This window comes from Streptomyces avidinii, from assembly GCF_045161815.1.
GTDB classification, from domain to species: Bacteria; Actinomycetota; Actinomycetes; order Streptomycetales; family Streptomycetaceae; genus Streptomyces; species Streptomyces avidinii.
Genome location: NZ_CP108863.1, coordinates 4549676 through 4567088, shown reverse-complemented (window position 1 = coordinate 4567088; position 17413 = coordinate 4549676). Strand labels below are relative to the sequence as shown.

The 17413-nt window shown below is 70.2% G+C and carries 14 protein-coding genes and 2 tRNA genes; 14 read left to right on the top strand and 2 right to left on the bottom strand.

What is annotated here, in order from left to right:
- Positions 1-193: 193 nt before the first annotated feature.
- The 10 genes from dnaN to OG373_RS20330 all read left to right on the top strand — a co-directional run bounded on the left by dnaN (position 194) and on the right by OG373_RS20330 (position 11829).
- A complete protein-coding gene (dnaN, locus tag OG373_RS20375) occupies positions 194-1324 on the top strand; it encodes a DNA polymerase III subunit beta (RefSeq protein WP_030956769.1) in 1131 nt (376 codons plus the stop codon).
- Positions 1325-1514: 190 nt separating this feature from the next.
- Positions 1515-2462, top strand: a complete 948-nt coding sequence (gene gnd / locus OG373_RS20370) for a phosphogluconate dehydrogenase (NAD(+)-dependent, decarboxylating) (RefSeq protein WP_405444131.1) — start codon at positions 1515-1517, stop codon at positions 2460-2462.
- Positions 2463-2538: 76 nt separating this feature from the next.
- A complete protein-coding gene (recF, locus tag OG373_RS20365; protein WP_397732756.1) occupies positions 2539-3675 on the top strand; it encodes a DNA replication/repair protein RecF in 1137 nt (378 codons plus the stop codon).
- Entirely contained in the window at positions 3672-4205 is a 534-nt protein-coding gene (locus tag OG373_RS20360; protein ID WP_397732755.1) for a DUF721 domain-containing protein, read from the top strand. Before recF ends, OG373_RS20360 begins: the two co-directional genes overlap by 4 nt.
- A 384-nt stretch (positions 4206-4589) precedes the next feature.
- Entirely contained in the window at positions 4590-6611 is a 2022-nt protein-coding gene (gene gyrB / locus OG373_RS20355) for a DNA topoisomerase (ATP-hydrolyzing) subunit B (protein ID WP_030383918.1), read from the top strand.
- A gap of 43 nt (positions 6612-6654) precedes the next feature.
- Positions 6655-9279 carry a DNA gyrase subunit A gene (gyrA, locus tag OG373_RS20350; RefSeq protein WP_405439529.1) on the top strand — a complete coding sequence of 875 codons (2625 nt, stop codon included), beginning with the start codon at positions 6655-6657 and terminating at the stop codon, positions 9277-9279.
- 87 nt (positions 9280-9366) lie between these two features.
- The gene (locus OG373_RS20345; protein WP_405439528.1) at positions 9367-9915 is read left to right on the top strand and encodes a DUF3566 domain-containing protein; all 549 of its coding nucleotides are present in this window, start codon (positions 9367-9369) and stop codon (positions 9913-9915) included.
- Positions 9916-10033: 118 nt separating this feature from the next.
- A tRNA-Ile gene (locus OG373_RS20340) sits at positions 10034-10107 on the top strand.
- 154 nt (positions 10108-10261) lie between these two features.
- The gene (locus tag OG373_RS20335; RefSeq protein WP_208809277.1) at positions 10262-10396 is read left to right on the top strand and encodes a DLW-39 family protein; all 135 of its coding nucleotides are present in this window, start codon (positions 10262-10264) and stop codon (positions 10394-10396) included.
- 122 nt (positions 10397-10518) lie between these two features.
- Complete coding sequence (locus tag OG373_RS20330) at positions 10519-11829, top strand: hypothetical protein (protein ID WP_405439526.1); 1311 nt, start codon at positions 10519-10521, stop codon at positions 11827-11829.
- Here OG373_RS20330 and OG373_RS20325 read toward each other — a convergent pair.
- Together OG373_RS20325 and OG373_RS20320 are read right to left on the bottom strand one after the other, a co-directional pair.
- Entirely contained in the window at positions 11816-13096 is a 1281-nt protein-coding gene (locus tag OG373_RS20325) for a serine/threonine-protein kinase (protein WP_405439525.1), read from the bottom strand. The genes OG373_RS20330 and OG373_RS20325 overlap by 14 nt on opposite strands.
- A 44-nt stretch (positions 13097-13140) precedes the next feature.
- Positions 13141-13689: a transcriptional regulator gene (locus OG373_RS20320; protein ID WP_030383913.1), complete on the bottom strand. Its 549-nt coding sequence runs from the start codon at positions 13687-13689 to the stop codon at positions 13141-13143.
- A 162-nt stretch (positions 13690-13851) separates the two neighbouring features.
- Here OG373_RS20320 and OG373_RS20315 point away from each other — a divergent pair.
- The 4 genes from OG373_RS20315 to OG373_RS20300 all read left to right on the top strand — a co-directional run bounded on the left by OG373_RS20315 (position 13852) and on the right by OG373_RS20300 (position 17410).
- Positions 13852-13924 (top strand) — tRNA-Ala (locus tag OG373_RS20315).
- Between the two features lie 537 nt (positions 13925-14461).
- Positions 14462-15475, top strand: a complete 1014-nt coding sequence (locus tag OG373_RS20310) for a ScbA/BarX family gamma-butyrolactone biosynthesis protein (RefSeq protein WP_397732750.1) — start codon at positions 14462-14464, stop codon at positions 15473-15475.
- 42 nt (positions 15476-15517) lie between these two features.
- Positions 15518-16174 carry an HAD family hydrolase gene (locus OG373_RS20305; RefSeq protein WP_405439522.1) on the top strand — a complete coding sequence of 219 codons (657 nt, stop codon included), beginning with the start codon at positions 15518-15520 and terminating at the stop codon, positions 16172-16174.
- 27 nt (positions 16175-16201) lie between these two features.
- The gene (locus OG373_RS20300; RefSeq protein ID WP_405439520.1) at positions 16202-17410 is read left to right on the top strand and encodes a cytochrome P450; all 1209 of its coding nucleotides are present in this window, start codon (positions 16202-16204) and stop codon (positions 17408-17410) included.
- Positions 17411-17413 lie beyond the last annotated feature (3 nt).

The following is a 17413-nucleotide window of genomic DNA, read 5'->3' as shown; positions in this document are numbered from 1 at the left end:
CGGTTTCGGTTTTCAAGCGGGTCCTGTGCACAACTCGTCGATCGCCCGCCCCGACGCCTCGCTCCCGACTTGACCGCCGGCCGCACCGACTGTCGGCGCCGTACGTCAGACTGGTCCCCGGCATCGGTCGAGGCATCGACGAGCCGACGACGAAGGCCGGCAGACGAGCGAGCAACAGCAGGAGGCGGTTCCGGTGAAGATCCGGGTGGAGCGCGACGTACTCGCGGAGGCGGTGGCTTGGGCCGCCCGTAGCCTCCCGGCCCGGCCGCCGGTGCCCGTTCTCGCGGGCCTGCTGCTCAAGGCCGAGGAAGGCACCCTGAGCCTCTCCGGCTTCGACTACGAGGTCTCGGCCCGCGTCTCCGTCGAGGCGGACGTCGAGGAGGACGGCACCGTCCTGGTCTCCGGCCGGCTGCTCGCCGACATCTGCCGCGCCCTGCCCAACCGCCCGGTGGAGATTTCCACAGACGGTGTACGGGCGACCGTGGTCTGCGGCTCCTCGCGATTCACACTCCACACCCTGCCTGTGGAGGAGTACCCGGCACTGCCGCAGATGCCGACCGCGACCGGCACCGTGGCCGGCGAGGTCTTCGCCTCCGCCGCCAAGCAGGTGGCCACCGCCGCCGGCCGTGACGACACGCTGCCGGTGCTGACCGGTGTCCGCATCGAGATCGAGGGCGACCGCGTCACCCTGGCCTCCACCGACCGCTACCGCTTCGCGGTCCGCGAGTTCCTGTGGAAGCCGGAGAACCCGGACGCGTCCGCCGTGGCCCTGGTGCCCGCCAAGACGCTCCAGGAGATCGCCAACTCGCTGACCAGCGGTGACACCGTGACCCTGGCGCTGTCCGGCTCCGGTGCGGGCGAGGGCCTGATCGGTTTCGAGGGCGCCGGCCGCCGCACCACCACCCGGCTGCTGGAGGGCGACCTGCCCAAGTACCGGACCCTGTTCCCGACGGAGTTCAACTCGATCGCCGTGATCGAGACCGCGCCCTTCGTCGAGGCCGTCAAGCGCGTGGCCCTGGTGGCCGAGCGCAACACCCCGGTCCGCCTCAGCTTCGAGAAGGGCGTGCTGATCCTGGAGGCCGGTTCCTCCGACGACGCACAGGCTGTGGAAAGGGTCGACGCCCAGCTCGATGGCGACGACATCTCGATCGCCTTCAACCCGACCTTCCTGCTGGACGGCCTGAGCGCGATCGCCTCTCCGGTGGCCCAGCTCAGCTTCACCACGTCGACGAAGCCCGCGCTGCTCAGCGGCCGCCCGGCGATCGACGCCGAGGCGGACGAGGCGTACAAGTACCTGATCATGCCGGTGCGGCTGTCCGGCTGACGCTCCACCTGTCGGTGTCGGGCCCGGTCTCGCATGCAGCGGGACCGGGCCCGACACCGTCCACAGGGGGCAGGGCGCCGGGCCGGGCTACGGGCCCCGCAAAGCCCGAAAGCCGGACCGGCCCCCATGGAGCGCCCGTACGGCCCGCCGAGGCGGCCGGGCGTAGGCTCGGATCCGGTGGGCGACCCCCCTGCGCGTCCGGCGAGGACACACCCCGGGGAAGCCCAGGCAAAGACGGCCACAACGCTTAAGGAACCACCAGATGGAGCTTGGTCTCGTCGGTCTCGGCAAGATGGGCGGCAACATGCGCGAGCGCATCCGCCGCGCAGGCCACACCGTCATCGGATACGACCGCAACCCGGACCTCGCGGATGTCCACAGCCTGCGGGAGCTTGTGGACAGCCTGCCGGCCCCCCGCGTCGTGTGGGTGATGGTCCCGGCCGGTGCGGCCACCCAGTCCACGGTCGACGAGCTCGCCGAACTGCTGTCGATCGGCGACATCGTCGTCGACGGCGGCAACTCGCGCTGGACCGACGACGAGAAGCACGCCGCTGAGCTGGCGGCCAAGGGCATCGGCTTCGTCGACTGCGGTGTCTCCGGCGGTGTGTGGGGCCTGGAGAACGGCTACGCCCTGATGTACGGCGGCGAGAAGGACCACGTCGCACGGGTCCAGCCGATCTTCGACGCCCTCAAGCCCGAGGGTGAGTTCGGCGCCGTGCACGCCGGCAAGGTCGGCGCGGGCCACTTCGCGAAGATGGTCCACAACGGCATCGAGTACGCCATGATGCAGGCCTACGCCGAGGGCTGGGAGCTCCTGGAGAAGGTGGACTCGGTCACCGACGTCCGCGAGGTCTTCCGCTCCTGGCAGGAGGGCACCGTCATCCGCTCCTGGCTGCTGGACCTGGCCGTGACCGCCCTCGACCAGGACGAGCACCTGGAGCAGCTGCGCGGCTTCGCGCAGGACTCGGGCGAGGGACGCTGGACGGTGGAGGCGGCGATCGATCACGCCGTGCCGCTGCCCGCCATCACCGCATCGCTGTTCGCGCGGTTCGCCTCGCGGCAGGACGACTCCCCGCAGATGAAGATGATCGCCGCGCTGCGCAACCAGTTCGGCGGCCACGCGGTCGAGAAGGCCTAGCGCTCCGCGGCGCAGGCCGGCAGCGCGAAGACAGCAGCACAGCAAGCAGTGGGAAGCCGGGGGAGGTCGGCGCCGTATGCACGTTTCGCATCTCTCTTTGGCCGACTTCCGCTCGTACGCCCGGGCCGAGGTTCCCCTCGACCCGGGCGTCACCGCTTTCGTGGGCCCCAACGGCCAGGGCAAGACCAACCTCGTCGAGGCGATCGGCTACCTCGCGACCCTCGGCAGCCACCGCGTCTCCTCGGACGCCCCGCTCGTACGGATGGGCGCGGACCGCGCGGTCATCCGCGCGGCCGTCACCCAGGGCGAGCGACAGCAGCTGGTGGAGCTGGAGCTCAATCCGGGGCGGGCGAACCGGGCCCGCATCAACCGGTCCTCGCAGGTCAGACCCCGGGACGTGCTGGGGATCATACGGACGGTGCTGTTCGCGCCGGAGGACCTGGCCCTGGTCAAGGGCGACCCGGGCGAGCGGCGGCGGTTCCTGGACGAGCTGGTCACGGCGCGCTCGCCGCGGATGGCCGCGGTCCGCTCCGACTACGAACGGGTGCTCAAGCAGCGCAACACCCTGCTGAAGTCCGCTGCGATGGCCCGCCGGCACGGCGGGCGCTCCCTGGACCTCTCCACCCTCGACGTGTGGGACCAGCACCTCGCGCGCGTGGGCGCGGAGCTGCTGGCGCAGCGGCTGGATCTGATCGCCACGCTGCTGCCGCTCGCCGACAAGGCCTACGAGCAGCTCGCGCCCGGCGGCGGCCCGCTGGGGCTGGCGTACCGGTCCTCGGCCGGCGAGCCGGTGGACAGCGGTACGGCGCGCACCCGCGAGGCCCTCTACGAGGTGCTCCTGGCGGCGCTGGCCGACGTGCGCAAGCAGGAGATCGAGCGCGGTGTGACGCTGGTGGGCCCGCACCGCGACGACCTGCTGCTGCGGCTCGGCGAACTGCCCGCGAAGGGGTACGCGAGCCACGGGGAGTCGTGGTCGTACGCGCTGGCCCTGCGGCTGGCCTCGTACGAGCTGCTGCGCTCGGAGGGCAGCGAGCCGGTGCTGATCCTGGACGACGTGTTCGCGGAGCTGGACACGCGGCGCCGGGAGCGGCTGGCGGAGCTGGTGGCCCCCGGCGAGCAGGTACTGGTGACGGCGGCGGTGGACGACGACGTCCCGGGGGTGCTGGTGGGAACGCGGTTCGCGGTGTCCGGCGGTGAGGTGACCCGGCTGTGAACGAGCAGGCCAAGGACCCGCAGGAGGGTCGCAGGACCCCGGAGGTCTCCGGGGTGGACCTCGCGCGCCAGGCCCTGGCGGCGGCGCGGGAGCAGGCGCGGGCCCGGGGCAACGCGGCCGGCGGGAAGCGGCGCCAGCAGCCGGGGCTGCGCTCGGGGGCCCGTGCCGACGGCCGGGACCCGATGCCGTTGATGGCGGCGCTGGACCGGCTGCGCACCGAACGCGGCTGGGAGATGCCGATGGCGGTGGCGGGCGTGATGGAGCGCTGGCCGGAGATCGTCGGCCCGGAGATCGCGGCCCACTGTGAACCGCAGCGGTACGAGGACCGTGAACTCGTCGTGCGGTGCGATTCCTCGGCGTGGGCGGCGCAGCTGAAGCTGCTGGCTCCGCAGCTGGTCGCGCGGCTGAACGCGGATCTGGGGCAGGGAACGGTGCGGATGATCAAGGTGCACGGTCCCGGTGGGCGGCCCAAGGGATACGGGCCGTGGCGGGCGCCGGGCAGTAAGGGTCCCGGGGACACCTACGGCTGACGGGTCCCCTGCCGGGTCCCCTGCGGGGCTGCCCGAGCGGGTACGAACAGCCCGCTCCGCGGGGGACCCCGGGGCGCTGCCCCGGACACCGCGCCCCGAACGCCGGCGGGGCTGATGGTGGCGTCCCTCACGGTAGTCGGAGGTTGACAGCCCGAAGGGCTGGATGCCCGTGTGAGCCTCTTTGAGCCCCTTCCCGGATGTGGGGAGTCGGAGAGAGGAGGTTCAGGGCGGCACATGCGGACTCAGGTACCGGCAAACCCCCATTCATGTCCGTGGTACCGGTAGACTGAAGCAAATCCCGCCCGTTCGCGGGATCACGCAGACAACGCAGAACGACGCGGCCGCTCCCGCCGGCGCACTTGCTGGTCCGGAGTACGGGCTGCGCTGTGCCAGAAAGGGCGCTTCGTGGCCGATTCCGGCGACTCCAACGAGAAGAATTACGACGCCAGTGCGATCCAGGTCCTCGAGGGCCTGGACGCGGTCCGCAAGCGGCCGGGTATGTACATCGGCTCGACGGGTGAGCGTGGTCTGCACCACCTCGTCTACGAGGTCGTCGACAACTCGGTCGACGAGGCGCTGGCCGGACACGCGGACACCATCGACGTGACGATCCTCGCCGACGGTGGGGTGCGCGTGGTCGACAACGGTCGCGGTATCCCGGTCGGCATCGTTCCGTCCGAGGGCAAGCCGGCCGTCGAGGTCGTCCTGACGGTCCTGCACGCGGGCGGCAAGTTCGGCGGCGGCGGCTACGCCGTTTCCGGTGGTCTGCACGGCGTCGGTGTGTCCGTCGTGAACGCCCTGTCGACCAAGGTCGCGGTCGAGGTCAAGACGGACGGCCACCGCTGGACCCAGGACTACAAGCTGGGCGTGCCGACGGCCCCGCTGGCCAAGAACGAGGAGACCGCCGAGACCGGCACCACGGTCACCTTCTGGGCCGACGGCGACATCTTCGAGACGACCGAGTACTCCTTCGAGACGCTCTCGCGCCGCTTCCAGGAGATGGCCTTCCTCAACAAGGGCCTCACCCTGTCGCTGACCGACGAGCGCGAGTCGGCGAAGGCCACGGTCGGCGCGGACGACCCCGACGCGGACACCGCCGAGCCCACCGCGCGCACGGTGAAGTACTACTACGAGGGCGGCATCGTCGACTTCGTGAAGTACCTCAACTCGCGCAAGGGCGAGCTGATCCACCCGACCGTCATCGACGTCGAGGCCGAGGACAAGGAGCGCATGCTCTCGGTCGAGATCGCGATGCAGTGGAACTCGCAGTACACGGAGGGGGTCTACTCCTTCGCGAACACGATCCACACGCACGAGGGCGGTACGCACGAGGAGGGCTTCCGTGCGGCGCTGACGGGTCTGGTGAACCGTTACGCGCGCGACAAGAAGCTGCTGCGCGAGAAGGACGACAACCTCGCCGGCGAGGACATCCGCGAGGGTCTGACGGCGATCATCTCGGTCAAGCTGGGCGAGCCCCAGTTCGAGGGCCAGACGAAGACCAAGCTGGGCAACACCGAGGCCAAGACCTTCGTGCAGAAGGTCGTCCACGAGCACCTCAACGACTGGTTCGACCGCAACCCGGTCGAGGCCGCGGACATCATCCGCAAGTCGATCCAGGCGGCCACGGCGCGCGTCGCGGCCCGCAAGGCCCGTGACCTCACCCGTCGCAAGGGCCTGCTGGAGAGCGCCTCGCTGCCGGGCAAGCTGTCCGACTGCCAGTCGAACGACCCGACCAAGTGCGAGATCTTCATCGTCGAGGGCGACTCGGCCGGTGGTTCCGCGAAGTCCGGCCGCAACCCGATGTACCAGGCCATCCTGCCGATCCGCGGCAAGATCCTGAACGTCGAGAAGGCCCGTATCGACAAGATCCTCCAGAACACCGAGGTCCAGGCGCTGATCAGTGCCTTCGGTACCGGTGTGCACGAGGACTTCGACATCGAGAAGCTCCGCTATCACAAGATCATCCTGATGGCGGACGCCGACGTCGACGGCCAGCACATCAACACCCTGCTGCTGACCTTCCTCTTCCGCTTCATGCGGCCGCTGGTCGAGGCCGGTCACGTGTACCTGTCGCGCCCGCCGCTCTACAAGATCAAGTGGGGCCGGGACGACTTCGAGTACGCGTACTCGGACCGCGAGCGCGACGCGCTGGTGGAGCTCGGCAAGCAGAACGGCAAGCGGATCAAGGAAGACTCGATCCAGCGCTTCAAGGGTCTGGGCGAGATGAACGCCGAGGAACTGCGCGTCACGACCATGGACGTGGACCACCGTGTCCTCGGCCAGGTCACGCTGGACGACGCGGCTCAGGCCGACGACCTGTTCTCGGTGCTGATGGGTGAGGACGTCGAAGCGCGGCGCTCCTTCATCCAGCGCAACGCCAAGGACGTCCGCTTCCTCGACATCTGAGTCGGCTCCGCTGACCGCCGCCTGAAAGGACTTCTGACCAGCAATGGCCGACGAAACCACCCAACCCGCAAAGAACGCTGAGAACAGCGAGAACGCCGCGGAGGAGCAGCCCGTGCTGCGCATCGAGCCTGTCGGGCTCGAGACGGAGATGCAGCGCTCCTACCTCGACTACGCGATGTCCGTCATCGTCTCGCGCGCCCTGCCGGACGTGCGGGACGGCCTCAAGCCGGTGCACCGCCGCGTGCTGTACGCGATGTACGACGGCGGCTACCGGCCCGAGAAGGGCTTCTACAAGTGCGCCCGTGTCGTCGGCGACGTCATGGGTACCTACCACCCGCACGGTGACAGCTCGATCTACGACGCCCTGGTCCGCCTGGCCCAGCCGTGGTCGATGCGCATGCCGCTGGTGGACAGCAACGGCAACTTCGGCTCTCCGGGCAACGACCCGGCGGCCGCGATGCGCTACACCGAGTGCAAGCTCATGCCGCAGGCCATGGAGATGCTCCGGGACATCGACGAGGAGACCGTCGACTTCCAGAACAACTACGACGGCCGCAACCAGGAGCCGACGGTCCTTCCGGCGCGCTTCCCGAACCTGCTGGTCAACGGCAGCGCCGGCATCGCCGTCGGCATGGCGACCAACATCCCGCCGCACAACCTCCGCGAGGTCGCGGCCGGTGCGCAGTGGGCGCTGGAGCACCCCGAGGCCACGCACGAGGAGCTCCAGGACGCGCTGATCGAGCGGATCAAGGGCCCCGACTTCCCGTCGGGCGCCCTGGTCGTGGGCCGCAAGGGCATCGAGGAGGCGTACCGGACCGGTCGCGGCTCCATCACGATGCGCGCGGTGGTGGAGGTCGAGGAGATCCAGAACCGCCAGTGCCTGGTGGTCACGGAGCTCCCGTACCAGACCAACCCCGACAACCTCGCGCAGAAGATCGCGGACCTGGTGAAGGACGGCAAGGTCGGCGGCATCGCCGACGTCCGTGACGAGACCTCGTCGCGGACCGGCCAGCGCCTGGTGATCGTCCTGAAGCGGGACGCCGTCGCGAAGGTCGTGCTGAACAACCTCTACAAGCACACCGAGCTGCAGACGAACTTCGGTGCGAACATGCTGGCGCTGGTGGACGGTGTGCCGCGCACGCTGTCGATCGACGCCTTCATCCGTCACTGGGTGACGCACCAGATCGAGGTCATCGTCCGGCGCACGAAGTTCCGCCTGCGCAAGGCGGAGGAGCGCGCCCACATCCTGCGCGGTCTGCTCAAGGCGCTGGACGCGATCGACGAGGTCATCGCCCTCATCCGGCGCAGCAACACGGTCGAGATCGCGCGCGAGGGCCTGATGGGCCTCCTGGAGATCGACGAGATCCAGGCGAACGCGATCCTGGAGATGCAGCTCCGCCGCCTCGCGGCCCTGGAGCGCCAGAAGATCGTCGCCGAGCACGACGAGCTCCAGGCCAAGATCAACGAGTACAACGCGATCCTGGCCTCGGAGGAGCGGCAGCGCACCATCGTCAGCGAGGAACTGGCGGCGATCGTCGAGAAGTTCGGCGACGACCGGCGTTCCAAGCTGGTGCCCTTCGACGGTGACATGTCCATCGAGGACCTGATCGCCGAAGAGGACATCGTCGTCACGATCACGCACGGCGGCTACGTCAAGCGCACCAAGACCGAGGACTACCGCTCGCAGAAGCGCGGCGGCAAGGGCGTCCGCGGCACCAAGCTGAAGCAGGACGACCTGGTCGACCACTTCTTCGTCTCCACCACGCACCACTGGCTGCTGTTCTTCACGAACAAGGGCCGGGTCTACCGGTCCAAGGCGTACGAGCTGCCGGACGCCGGCCGCGACGCCCGCGGGCAGCACGTGGCGAACCTGCTGGCCTTCCAGCCGGACGAGAAGATCGCCCAGATCCTCGCGATCCGCGACTACGAGGCGGCGCCCTACCTGATCCTGGCCACCAAGGGCGGCCTGGTGAAGAAGACGGCGCTCAAGGACTACGACTCGCCCCGCTCGGGCGGCGTCATCGCGATCAACCTCCGGGAGACCGAGGACGGCAGCGACGACGAGCTGATCGGCGCGGAGCTGGTGTCCGCCGAGGACGATTTGCTGCTGATCAGCAAGAAGGCGCAGTCGATCCGCTTCACGGCGACCGACGAGGCGCTGCGCCCGATGGGCCGCGCCACCTCGGGCGTGAAGGGCATGAGTTTCCGTGAAGGTGACGAACTGCTCTCCATGAGCGTTGTGAGGCCGGGTACGTTCGTCTTCACCGCGACCGACGGCGGCTACGCCAAGCGGACGCCGGTCGACGAGTACCGCGTCCAGGGCCGTGGTGGCCTGGGTATCAAGGCTGCCAAGATCGTGGAGGACCGCGGATCGCTCGTCGGGGCGCTCGTGGTCGACGAGACGGACGAGATTCTCGCCATCACGCTCGGCGGTGGTGTGATTCGTACGCGCGTCAACGAAGTCAGGGAGACCGGCCGTGACACCATGGGCGTCCAGCTGATCAACCTGGGGAAGCGGGATGCCGTGGTCGGCATCGCGCGCAACGCCGAGGCCGGTCAGGAAGCTGACGAGGTCGAGGCCGACGAGAACGAGACCGAGGTGGCCGACGGACAGGCCGCCGAGGCCGCCGAGGGCACGCAGCCTTCGGCCGGGGAGCACGAGGAGTAAGTCGTGAGTGGAGCCACGGGCGCCGGACCGGCCAAGACTGGAGCGAACGGTGCCCGTGGCCCCGCCGCGGACTCCCAGGGGGGAACCGTGACGGACACCCGAGGACCGCAGCCGGCGGCCGGCGCGGACACCGGCGAGGACAAGCCCGCACAGCCGTACCACCCGCCGCAGGCCTACACGGCGCCCTCGGGCCCGGGGACGCCGCGGGGTGGCACGGGTGGCGGCGCGCAGCGCAAGCCGCGTCCGGGGGTCCGTACGACCCCCCGGACGCGCAAGGCGCGGCTGCGGGTGGCCAAGGCCGACCCGTGGTCGGTCATGAAGGTCAGCTTCCTGCTGTCGATCGCGCTCGGCATCTGCACGATCGTGGCGTCGGTGGTGCTGTGGATGGTCATGGACGCGATGGGCGTCTTCTCGACCGTCGGCGGCACGATCAGCGAGGCGACCGGCTCGAACGAGGGCAACGGCTTCGACCTCCAGTCGTTCCTGTCGCTGCCCCGCGTTCTGATCTTCACGTCGGTCATCGCGGTGATCGACGTGGTGCTGGCGACGGCACTGGCGACGCTGGGCGCGTTCATCTACAACCTGTCGGCGGGCTTCGTCGGCGGTGTGGAGCTGACCCTGGCCGAGGACGAGTAGGTCCTCCGGCGGAGCGCCCGCGACGGGTCGGATGACCTGCGCAGACGCCTCCGGGCAACGGATTTTGGCCTGACCGGGTCTGTGCGCTAATCTTCAGGAGTCAGCGCGCAGCGCGGATGGGGCTATAGCTCAGTTGGTTAGAGCGCATCCCTGATAAGGATGAGGCCACAGGTTCAAATCCTGTTAGCCCCACAGTGTCGAAGACCCCCAGGCCAAGGCCTGGGGGTCTTTGTCGTAGGGCCAGTTGGTGGGCTGTGCCGCTCGAAAGGCCGCCGATCGGATATCGGTCGGTGTGTATTGTTGGCTGCCAGAAGTCCCCTACGTCAACGAAAGACGAGGTCGCGCGGTGAAGAAGCTGCTCCTGGTCGCACTGGCCGCCATCGGCGGGCTCCTCGTGTACCGCCAGATCCAGGCGGACCGCGCCGAGCAGGACCTGTGGACGGAGGCAACTGACTCCGTGCCCTCTGGTTCCGGTGTGTGAGACCCAAGGCTGATCTCATGAAGCCCCGGCTGCCGCTGCGGCCGGGGCTTTGTGCTGTTCTGTGACGAAAACTTCCGTTATGCAAAGATTTGGCTTGCGCTAGCAAACTCGGGGTGGGCGTGATGGTTCGGGGACGGACGACAGTGTGGGCGGCGGCCCTGGGGCTGGTGGCGGGCCTGCCGGGGGTCGCGTACGCCGAGGGGGCCGCGCCCGGGCCCCTGCCGACCTACCGGGCCGCCGACGGCGCCAGGGCGGTCGAGGGCAAGCCCTCCACGGCGGACGCCCCGCTGATCGAGGCCGGGAGCGTCTACGCGGACACGCTCGGACCGGGGGAGCGCGTGTACCGGCTCGTCCTCGACAAGGACGAGTCCAACGTCTACGTCTCCGCCGTGGTCCGGCCCGCGGCGGGCGCGAAGGTCTCCGGCAGCGACGGCATCGAGGTGGAGATCATGACCACCGCCGGACGCTCCTGCCCGGGCAGCACCGGCCGGGCGAACTTCGGCTACGACGCCTACCCGATCAGCGCGGCCGGCGTCCGGTGGGGCGCGGAGGACGCGGACTGCGCGCCGGCGGGCGTGTACTACGCCAAGGTCACCCGGACCTCGGCCAAGGGCTACGACCAGAGCCCGTGGCCGGTGGAGATCAAGGTCCAGCGGGAGCCCGGCCGCGGCGCGGGGGCCGTCCCCACCACCGCGCCCAGCAGCTGGCCCTCGGGAACGCCCGCGCTGCCCGGGTCCGAGCCGGTGGCCCGTACCGGCGGCACCGGCTTCAACGACGCCCGGGCCCTGGGGGCCGGTGTGTGGCGCGACGAGATGCGGCCGGGCCAGACCCGCTACTACCGGGTCCCGGTGGACTGGGGGCAGCAGCTGGGCCTGAGCGCCGAACTGGCCGCCGCGACGATGACCAAGAGCTACGGTTCCGCCTCGGGCGGGCTCACCGTCTCCCTCTACAGCCCGTACCGGGGGCTGATCTCCGACAAGGACACCTCGTACGACGGCAAGCAGGCCGGGATCACCTTCGAGAAGACCCCGCCCGTCGCCTACGAGAACCGGTTCGCCAGTGACCGGAGCGTGCAGCCGGTGTCCCTCGCGGGCTGGTACTACGTCGCGGTGACCATGGGCGCGAAGGTCGCCGAGTTCACCGAGGACGCGGCGCCCGTGCCGCTGACCCTGCGCCTGGACGTCGCCGGTACGCCGGCCAAGGCGCCCGCGTACAAGGGCAGTCCGGCCGCGGGCGGTTTCGGTGTCGGCGACGAGGACCGGGCCGCGGCGCAGGAGGGGCTCACCGCCCCCGAGGCCGCCGAGGCCGCCGAGCGGCATTCGACCATGCGGGTCGTGGCGGGCGCGGGCCTCGGCGCGGGGACGGTGCTGCTGCTGGTGCTGGGCGGCTGGACGCTGCTCGGGCGGCGCGGGCGCGGGACTACAGCTGGGTGAGGGCCCAGACGCCCACCGCGAAGCAGAGCAGCGCCGCGGCGAGGAGCGAGGCCACCGCCTTCGGCGGGGGCGGGGGGATCCGGCCGCCCGCCCGGGCCGGCGGACCGGCGGGGGCCGCGGGAACCGGCACGGTGGGCGGCGACAGGTGGAAGCTGCCGGTCTCCGAGGGTCCGTACGCGGGCACCTGCGCCGGGACGGCGGGAGGAGCCGGGTACGGGGACGCCTGGGCGGTCTGCGCAGTACCGCGCGGGTCCGTCCGGGTGGGCTCCGCGGCCACCGTCACGGAGCCGGAGGTGGAAGCGGAGGCCGGGGCCGGGGCGGCGAGGGGGACGGGTGCCTGCGCAGTCACCGGGGCCGTGCTTCGCGGGTCGGCTCGGTCCGGCCGGTCCGGCGGTCCCTGCGGGCCGAATCCGGCGGGCAGCGGGCCGAGTTGGTCGAACACCTCCACCGGATCCTCGTCCGGGGCGGGCGGCGGCAGCAGCTCCACGGCCTCGGCAAGGGCCTTGCGCGCCCCTGTGGCCGTCCGGAAGCGGTTCTGGGGGTCCGGTTGCAGGAGGCCGGCGATGACGTCCCAGAGAGGGGCCGGAACGCCTTCGGGGGCGCCCGGGGTGCCATGGGCGAGGAAGTGTTCCACCAGGGCCTGGGAATCGGGCTTGCGGCCCTGGAGGAGGTACAGGGAGACCAGCCCCACGGCGAAGAGGTCGGCCGGGAAGTCGGGCTCGGCGCCCAGGAGTTGCTCGGGTGCGAAATAGCCCGGCGTGCCGACCACGTAGTCGGTCTCGGTCAGCCGCGGCTCGCCCTTGCGCATGGAGATGCCGAAGTCGGACAGCCGCAGGTGCGGCCGCCCGGTTCCGGTGGCCTCCATCAGGATGTTGGCCGGTTTGATGTCGCGGTGCACCACGCCTTCCGCGTGCACCGCCGCCAGCCCCGACAGCAGCTGGTCGAGCAGGGTGCACACGAAACGGGGCGGCAGGGGTCCGTAGTCCCCGATCACATGGGCGAGCGAGCCGCCGCCGACCAGGTCCATGGTGAAGAGGACCTTGTCGTCGTCGGCCGCCCAGCTGGCCGGCGCCAGTACGTGCGGATGGTCGATCCGCAGCGCCTGTTCCCGTACGAACCGCAGGAGCGTGTGGGCGTCGCTCTGCAGCAGGACCTTCGCGGCGACGTAGCGGCGACGGCGGTGGTCCCAGGCCCGCCACACGGCACCCGCGCCCCCGCGTCCGATCGGATCGATCAGCTCGTACCGACCGGCGAAGACCTCACCCATCGCTGTGCCCGTCCCCCGTCACCCGTTGTCCGCCCTCGTGCGTGTCAGTTCTGGTGGGCCTCGTAGTGCGCGACCGCGTCGGCGGTGCGGCCCGCGCCGTACACCCGGAGGAACTCTGCCAGTTCCGGATGGCTGGGGGCGAGGGTGTTCGCCGCGTCGATGATGTCGCCGGCCGCGGAGACCGACCGCAGCAGCGACTGGATCTCGCGGACGACCCGCTTGACCGTGGGTGCGCCGGAGCCGGTGGTGGTCTGGCCGCTGTTGCTGAGGACGGATCCTCCCTGGGTCTTCTTGATCTCGTCCATCCGGTCGGTGGCCTCCCCCGCGCTGACGCTTCCGTCGGCCACCTGGCCGGCGAGATCCTGGAGAGCCTGGACGCGCTGGACCACGGCCGGGTTCCCGATCTTGGCTCGCTGGCCGCTCATCAGCTGGGACAGCATGGGCGCCGACAGTCCGAGGACGGCAGCGAGGCGGGCCTGGTTCAAGCCGAGGTCATCTATGAGCCGGCGGAAGAGCGCTCCCAGCGGCTCCCCGTACCAACTGCGCTGAAGCTCTCTGGCTCTGGCCGTGGCCTCTTGTTGTACTGCGTCCACTCTTACTACTCCCCTTCGCTGGTGCGAACCTCGCGAGCATCTTACGGAGAGTGGTCGCACGGCGGGAGTCCCTATCATTTTGCGAGATGAGGGGGTACACCCGGTACTCTGTTCTGCGGAACGACCTCACCTCCCGCGCGGGAGGGGTGCGTCCACTTCCATGGGGCCTTAGCTCAGTTGGTAGAGCGCTGCCTTTGCAAGGCAGATGTCAGGAGTTCGAATCTCCTAGGCTCCACAGAAAAATGCCCTCCGACCTGCGGAAACGCAGTATCGGAGGGCATTTTTTTTCGTTCCGTGGGAAGTGGTTCGGCGCCATGGCTCCGCGGCCCGTCCGGCCGCCCGAGGGTCCCCGGATCCCCGGCGATGGGACGGAAACGGGCCACGGCGGACATCTCGGTGCATCGGGGCCGGCAGCGCGAGCCCGGTCCGGGAGCCGGGGCCGGGGTCCGGGTGGGGCCGGAGTGGGGCCGGGGCGGCCCGATGGCCGAAACGCCGAGCCTCCGGGCGGACGCACCGTCAGGTCGCGGCTTTCCGGAACGAATTCCTCCGCGGGCCTCTGAAATCCCGTCTGACCTGGCGCGATACGCTGCGCAAGGGGCTCCAAAACGAGTTATTCCGGGACAGCGGCCGGCTGCTTTCGACACGAGTTGTTAACGGTGTATCCGCCACGGAAGTGGCGTACGCCACGGTGGTCGGGCGGTCAATCAAGGTACGGTCACATGCGTACCTCCGTTCGGAGGCGTACCTGCATTGCAAGAGGGGGAACTCAGCCATGTCCACGATCCTGGATACAGAACTCAGCTACTCGAGCACCGTGACCCGCGCCCTGGTGCACAGAGCGGCAGTCTGCGAGGTGTTCCTGACCGACTCCGTCCGGCTGGCCGAGGACGAATATCTGATCGCCGCGCAGCTCCCGCGCGTGCACAGCTACTACAACGACCAGGTCACCACGCCCGCTGTATACGATCCGCTGCTCCTGGTCGAGGTCTTCCGCCAGGCGTCGATCTACACCGCGCACACCTTCCTGGACGCCGCCGTCGACGAGAAGTTCATCTTCAACGGCGGCGAGATGATCGTCACCGACGTCACCGCCCTCCACATCGGCGCCCGGCCGGGCCACGCTCAGATCCACGCCCGGCAGGCGGGGCTGAAGCACCGGGACGGGGTCGTCACCGGCAGCACGCTCGACATGGTCCTCACCGTGGACGGGCGGGAGGCCGCCACCATGAGCACCACCTGCCAGTGGATGCCGGGCCGCGCCTGGAACCGGATGCGCGAGAAGGGGCGTGCCGCGCTCGCGCCGGGCACCGCCCGCCCGCACCACACCGGACGCCGCGTCGCCCCGATCACCGTGGGCCGCATCTCCCCGCAGAACGTGGTGCTGTCCGAGACCGAGGTGCGCGAGTACGAGGTGCTCACCCAGGTCATCGTCGACCAGGCGAACCCGGCGCTCTTCGACCACCCGCTGGACCACATCCCGGGCGCGCTGATCTTCGAGGGGTTCCGGCAGTCCGCGGTGCACGCCGCGTTCGAGCTGTTCGGCCTCTCGCCGCGGGGGCTCCTGCTCACGCGCGTGGAGACGGACTTCACCCGCTTCGGTGAGTTCGAGCTGCCCACCGACTGTCTGGTGCGGGTCGTGGAATCGCCGACCGCGGACTCGGTGGCCTTCGAGATCACCATGAGCCAGGAGGAGCAGATCGCCCGGGCCCGGGTGCACCTCACCCTGACGAGCCCCATCGCCGGAGCCCTGCTGAACCGGTTCGGCTACGCCACCGCGCGTGCCTGAGAGCCCGTCATCCGCATCCGGGCGACACAAGGAGATCCCGCAGTGCCCCAGCCCATGATCTGGTTCGACTTCGGTGGCGTGCTCTCGCCGCCGCTCGACGAACTCTTCGACTCGTACCACGCGCGTACGGGCATCACGCCCCGCCAGATGAAGACCGCGCTCGCCGCGGTCGCCGCCGAACTGGGCCACGAGCCCCTGGCACCCCTGGAACTGGCCCTGCTCACCGAGCCCGAATGGGGCCGCGCCATGGTCCGTGTGCTGGAGGAGGCCACCCCCGGCATCGACCTGTCCCGTGCGCGCTTCGAGCAGTTCGGGCAGCAGTGGTTCGAGGGGGTCCGCGCCAACCCGGTGATGGTGGCGACGGCCCTGCACGCCAAGGAGCACGGCTACCGGGTCGGCATCCTCAGCAACAACGTTGTCGAGTGGGAGCCCTACTGGCGCGCGATCGTCGCGCCCGTCGGCGAGGTCGACTGCATCGTCGACTCCTGCAGGGTCGGCATCCGCAAGCCCGATCCGGAGATCTTCCGGCGGGCCGAGAAGGAGGCGGGGGTGCCGGCCGAGGAGTGCGTGCTGATCGACGACCTCGCCGAGAACTGCGCGGCGGCCCGTCGCGTCGGCTGGCGAGCGGTGCAGTTCCGCAACAACGCCCAGGCCGTACGCGACCTGGCGGGCCTGACCGGCCTGCCCGCCCTCGTCTGACGCACCACTCTTCCCCACGGAGCACACATGACCAGTACCGTCACGTCCGCGGCCGTCACCGTCGCGGACATACCCCACCTCGACCCCGTCCCGGCCTTCACCCCGCTCGACGAGCGCAGCCCGGAGGGCATCCCGCTCATCCAGCTGCCCAGCGGCCACAAGGTCCTGCACCTGACGCGCTACGCCGATGTGCACAAGGTGCTCACCGACCCTGCGTCCGGCCGCACCGAGACCAACGTCGAGGGCGGGCCGAGCTTCCTGCCGACGGTGATGCCGAAGGAGCTGCTGCTCAACCTGGACGCCCCGCACCACGCCCGGGTCCGCGGCTTCGTCTCCGGCGACTACAGCGCGGCCGGCATCGAGCGGCTGCGCCCGGTGCTCGACCGGGTGGTGGACGAGGGGATCCGGCGGCTGCGCGCGGCCGAGTCCCCCGACCTGTTCACCGACCTCGTCGACCGGGTCCCGATCACCGTCAACGCCCACTTCCTCGGCGTACCGATCGAGGACGTGCCGTACTTCCGGCCGTCGGCGCGGATCGTGCAGATCGCCTCGCACGAGGACGTGCCGGACCTCGTCGAGCACTTCTACCGGGTGTACGGATACGTCCAGGACCTGGTCACCGGGGCCCGGCCGGTGCTGCCCGGCGGGCTGATCGAGCGCTTCCGCGCCGACCGGGACCGGGCCGAGCCGCCCATGGACGACGCCGAGCTGACCGGCATCTTCTTCGGCTCGCTGCTCGGCGCCGACCAGAACGTGGTGTCGGTGCTGACCAAGTCGCTGTACGCGCTGCTCTCGGCGCCCGCCCTGTGGCGCCGGCTGGCCGACGATCCCGGGATCGCCCCGCGCCTCGCCGAGGAGCTGATCCGGCTGATCCCGCTGGGCACGATCTCCGCGTTCCCGCGCATCGCGGGCCGGGACCTGGAGACGAGCGAGGGGCTCGTGCCGGCGGGCAGCGTGGTCTATCCGGACGCCTTCGCCGCCAACCGGGACCCCGAGGCCTTCCCGGAGCCGCTGACCGTCGACCCCGACCGCGCGCCCGCCAAGCGGCACCTGCAGTTCGGCTACGGCATGCACCACTGCATGGGCGCCGCGCTCGCCCGCATGGAGATCGTGACCGTGCTGACGCGCCTGGCGCAGGAGTTCACGGACCTGGCCCTGGCCGTCGACCCGGCCGAGGTGCCCTGGGACAACGGGACGGTGCTGCGCCGGCCCACCTCGCTGCCGGTCCGCTGGTGAGCC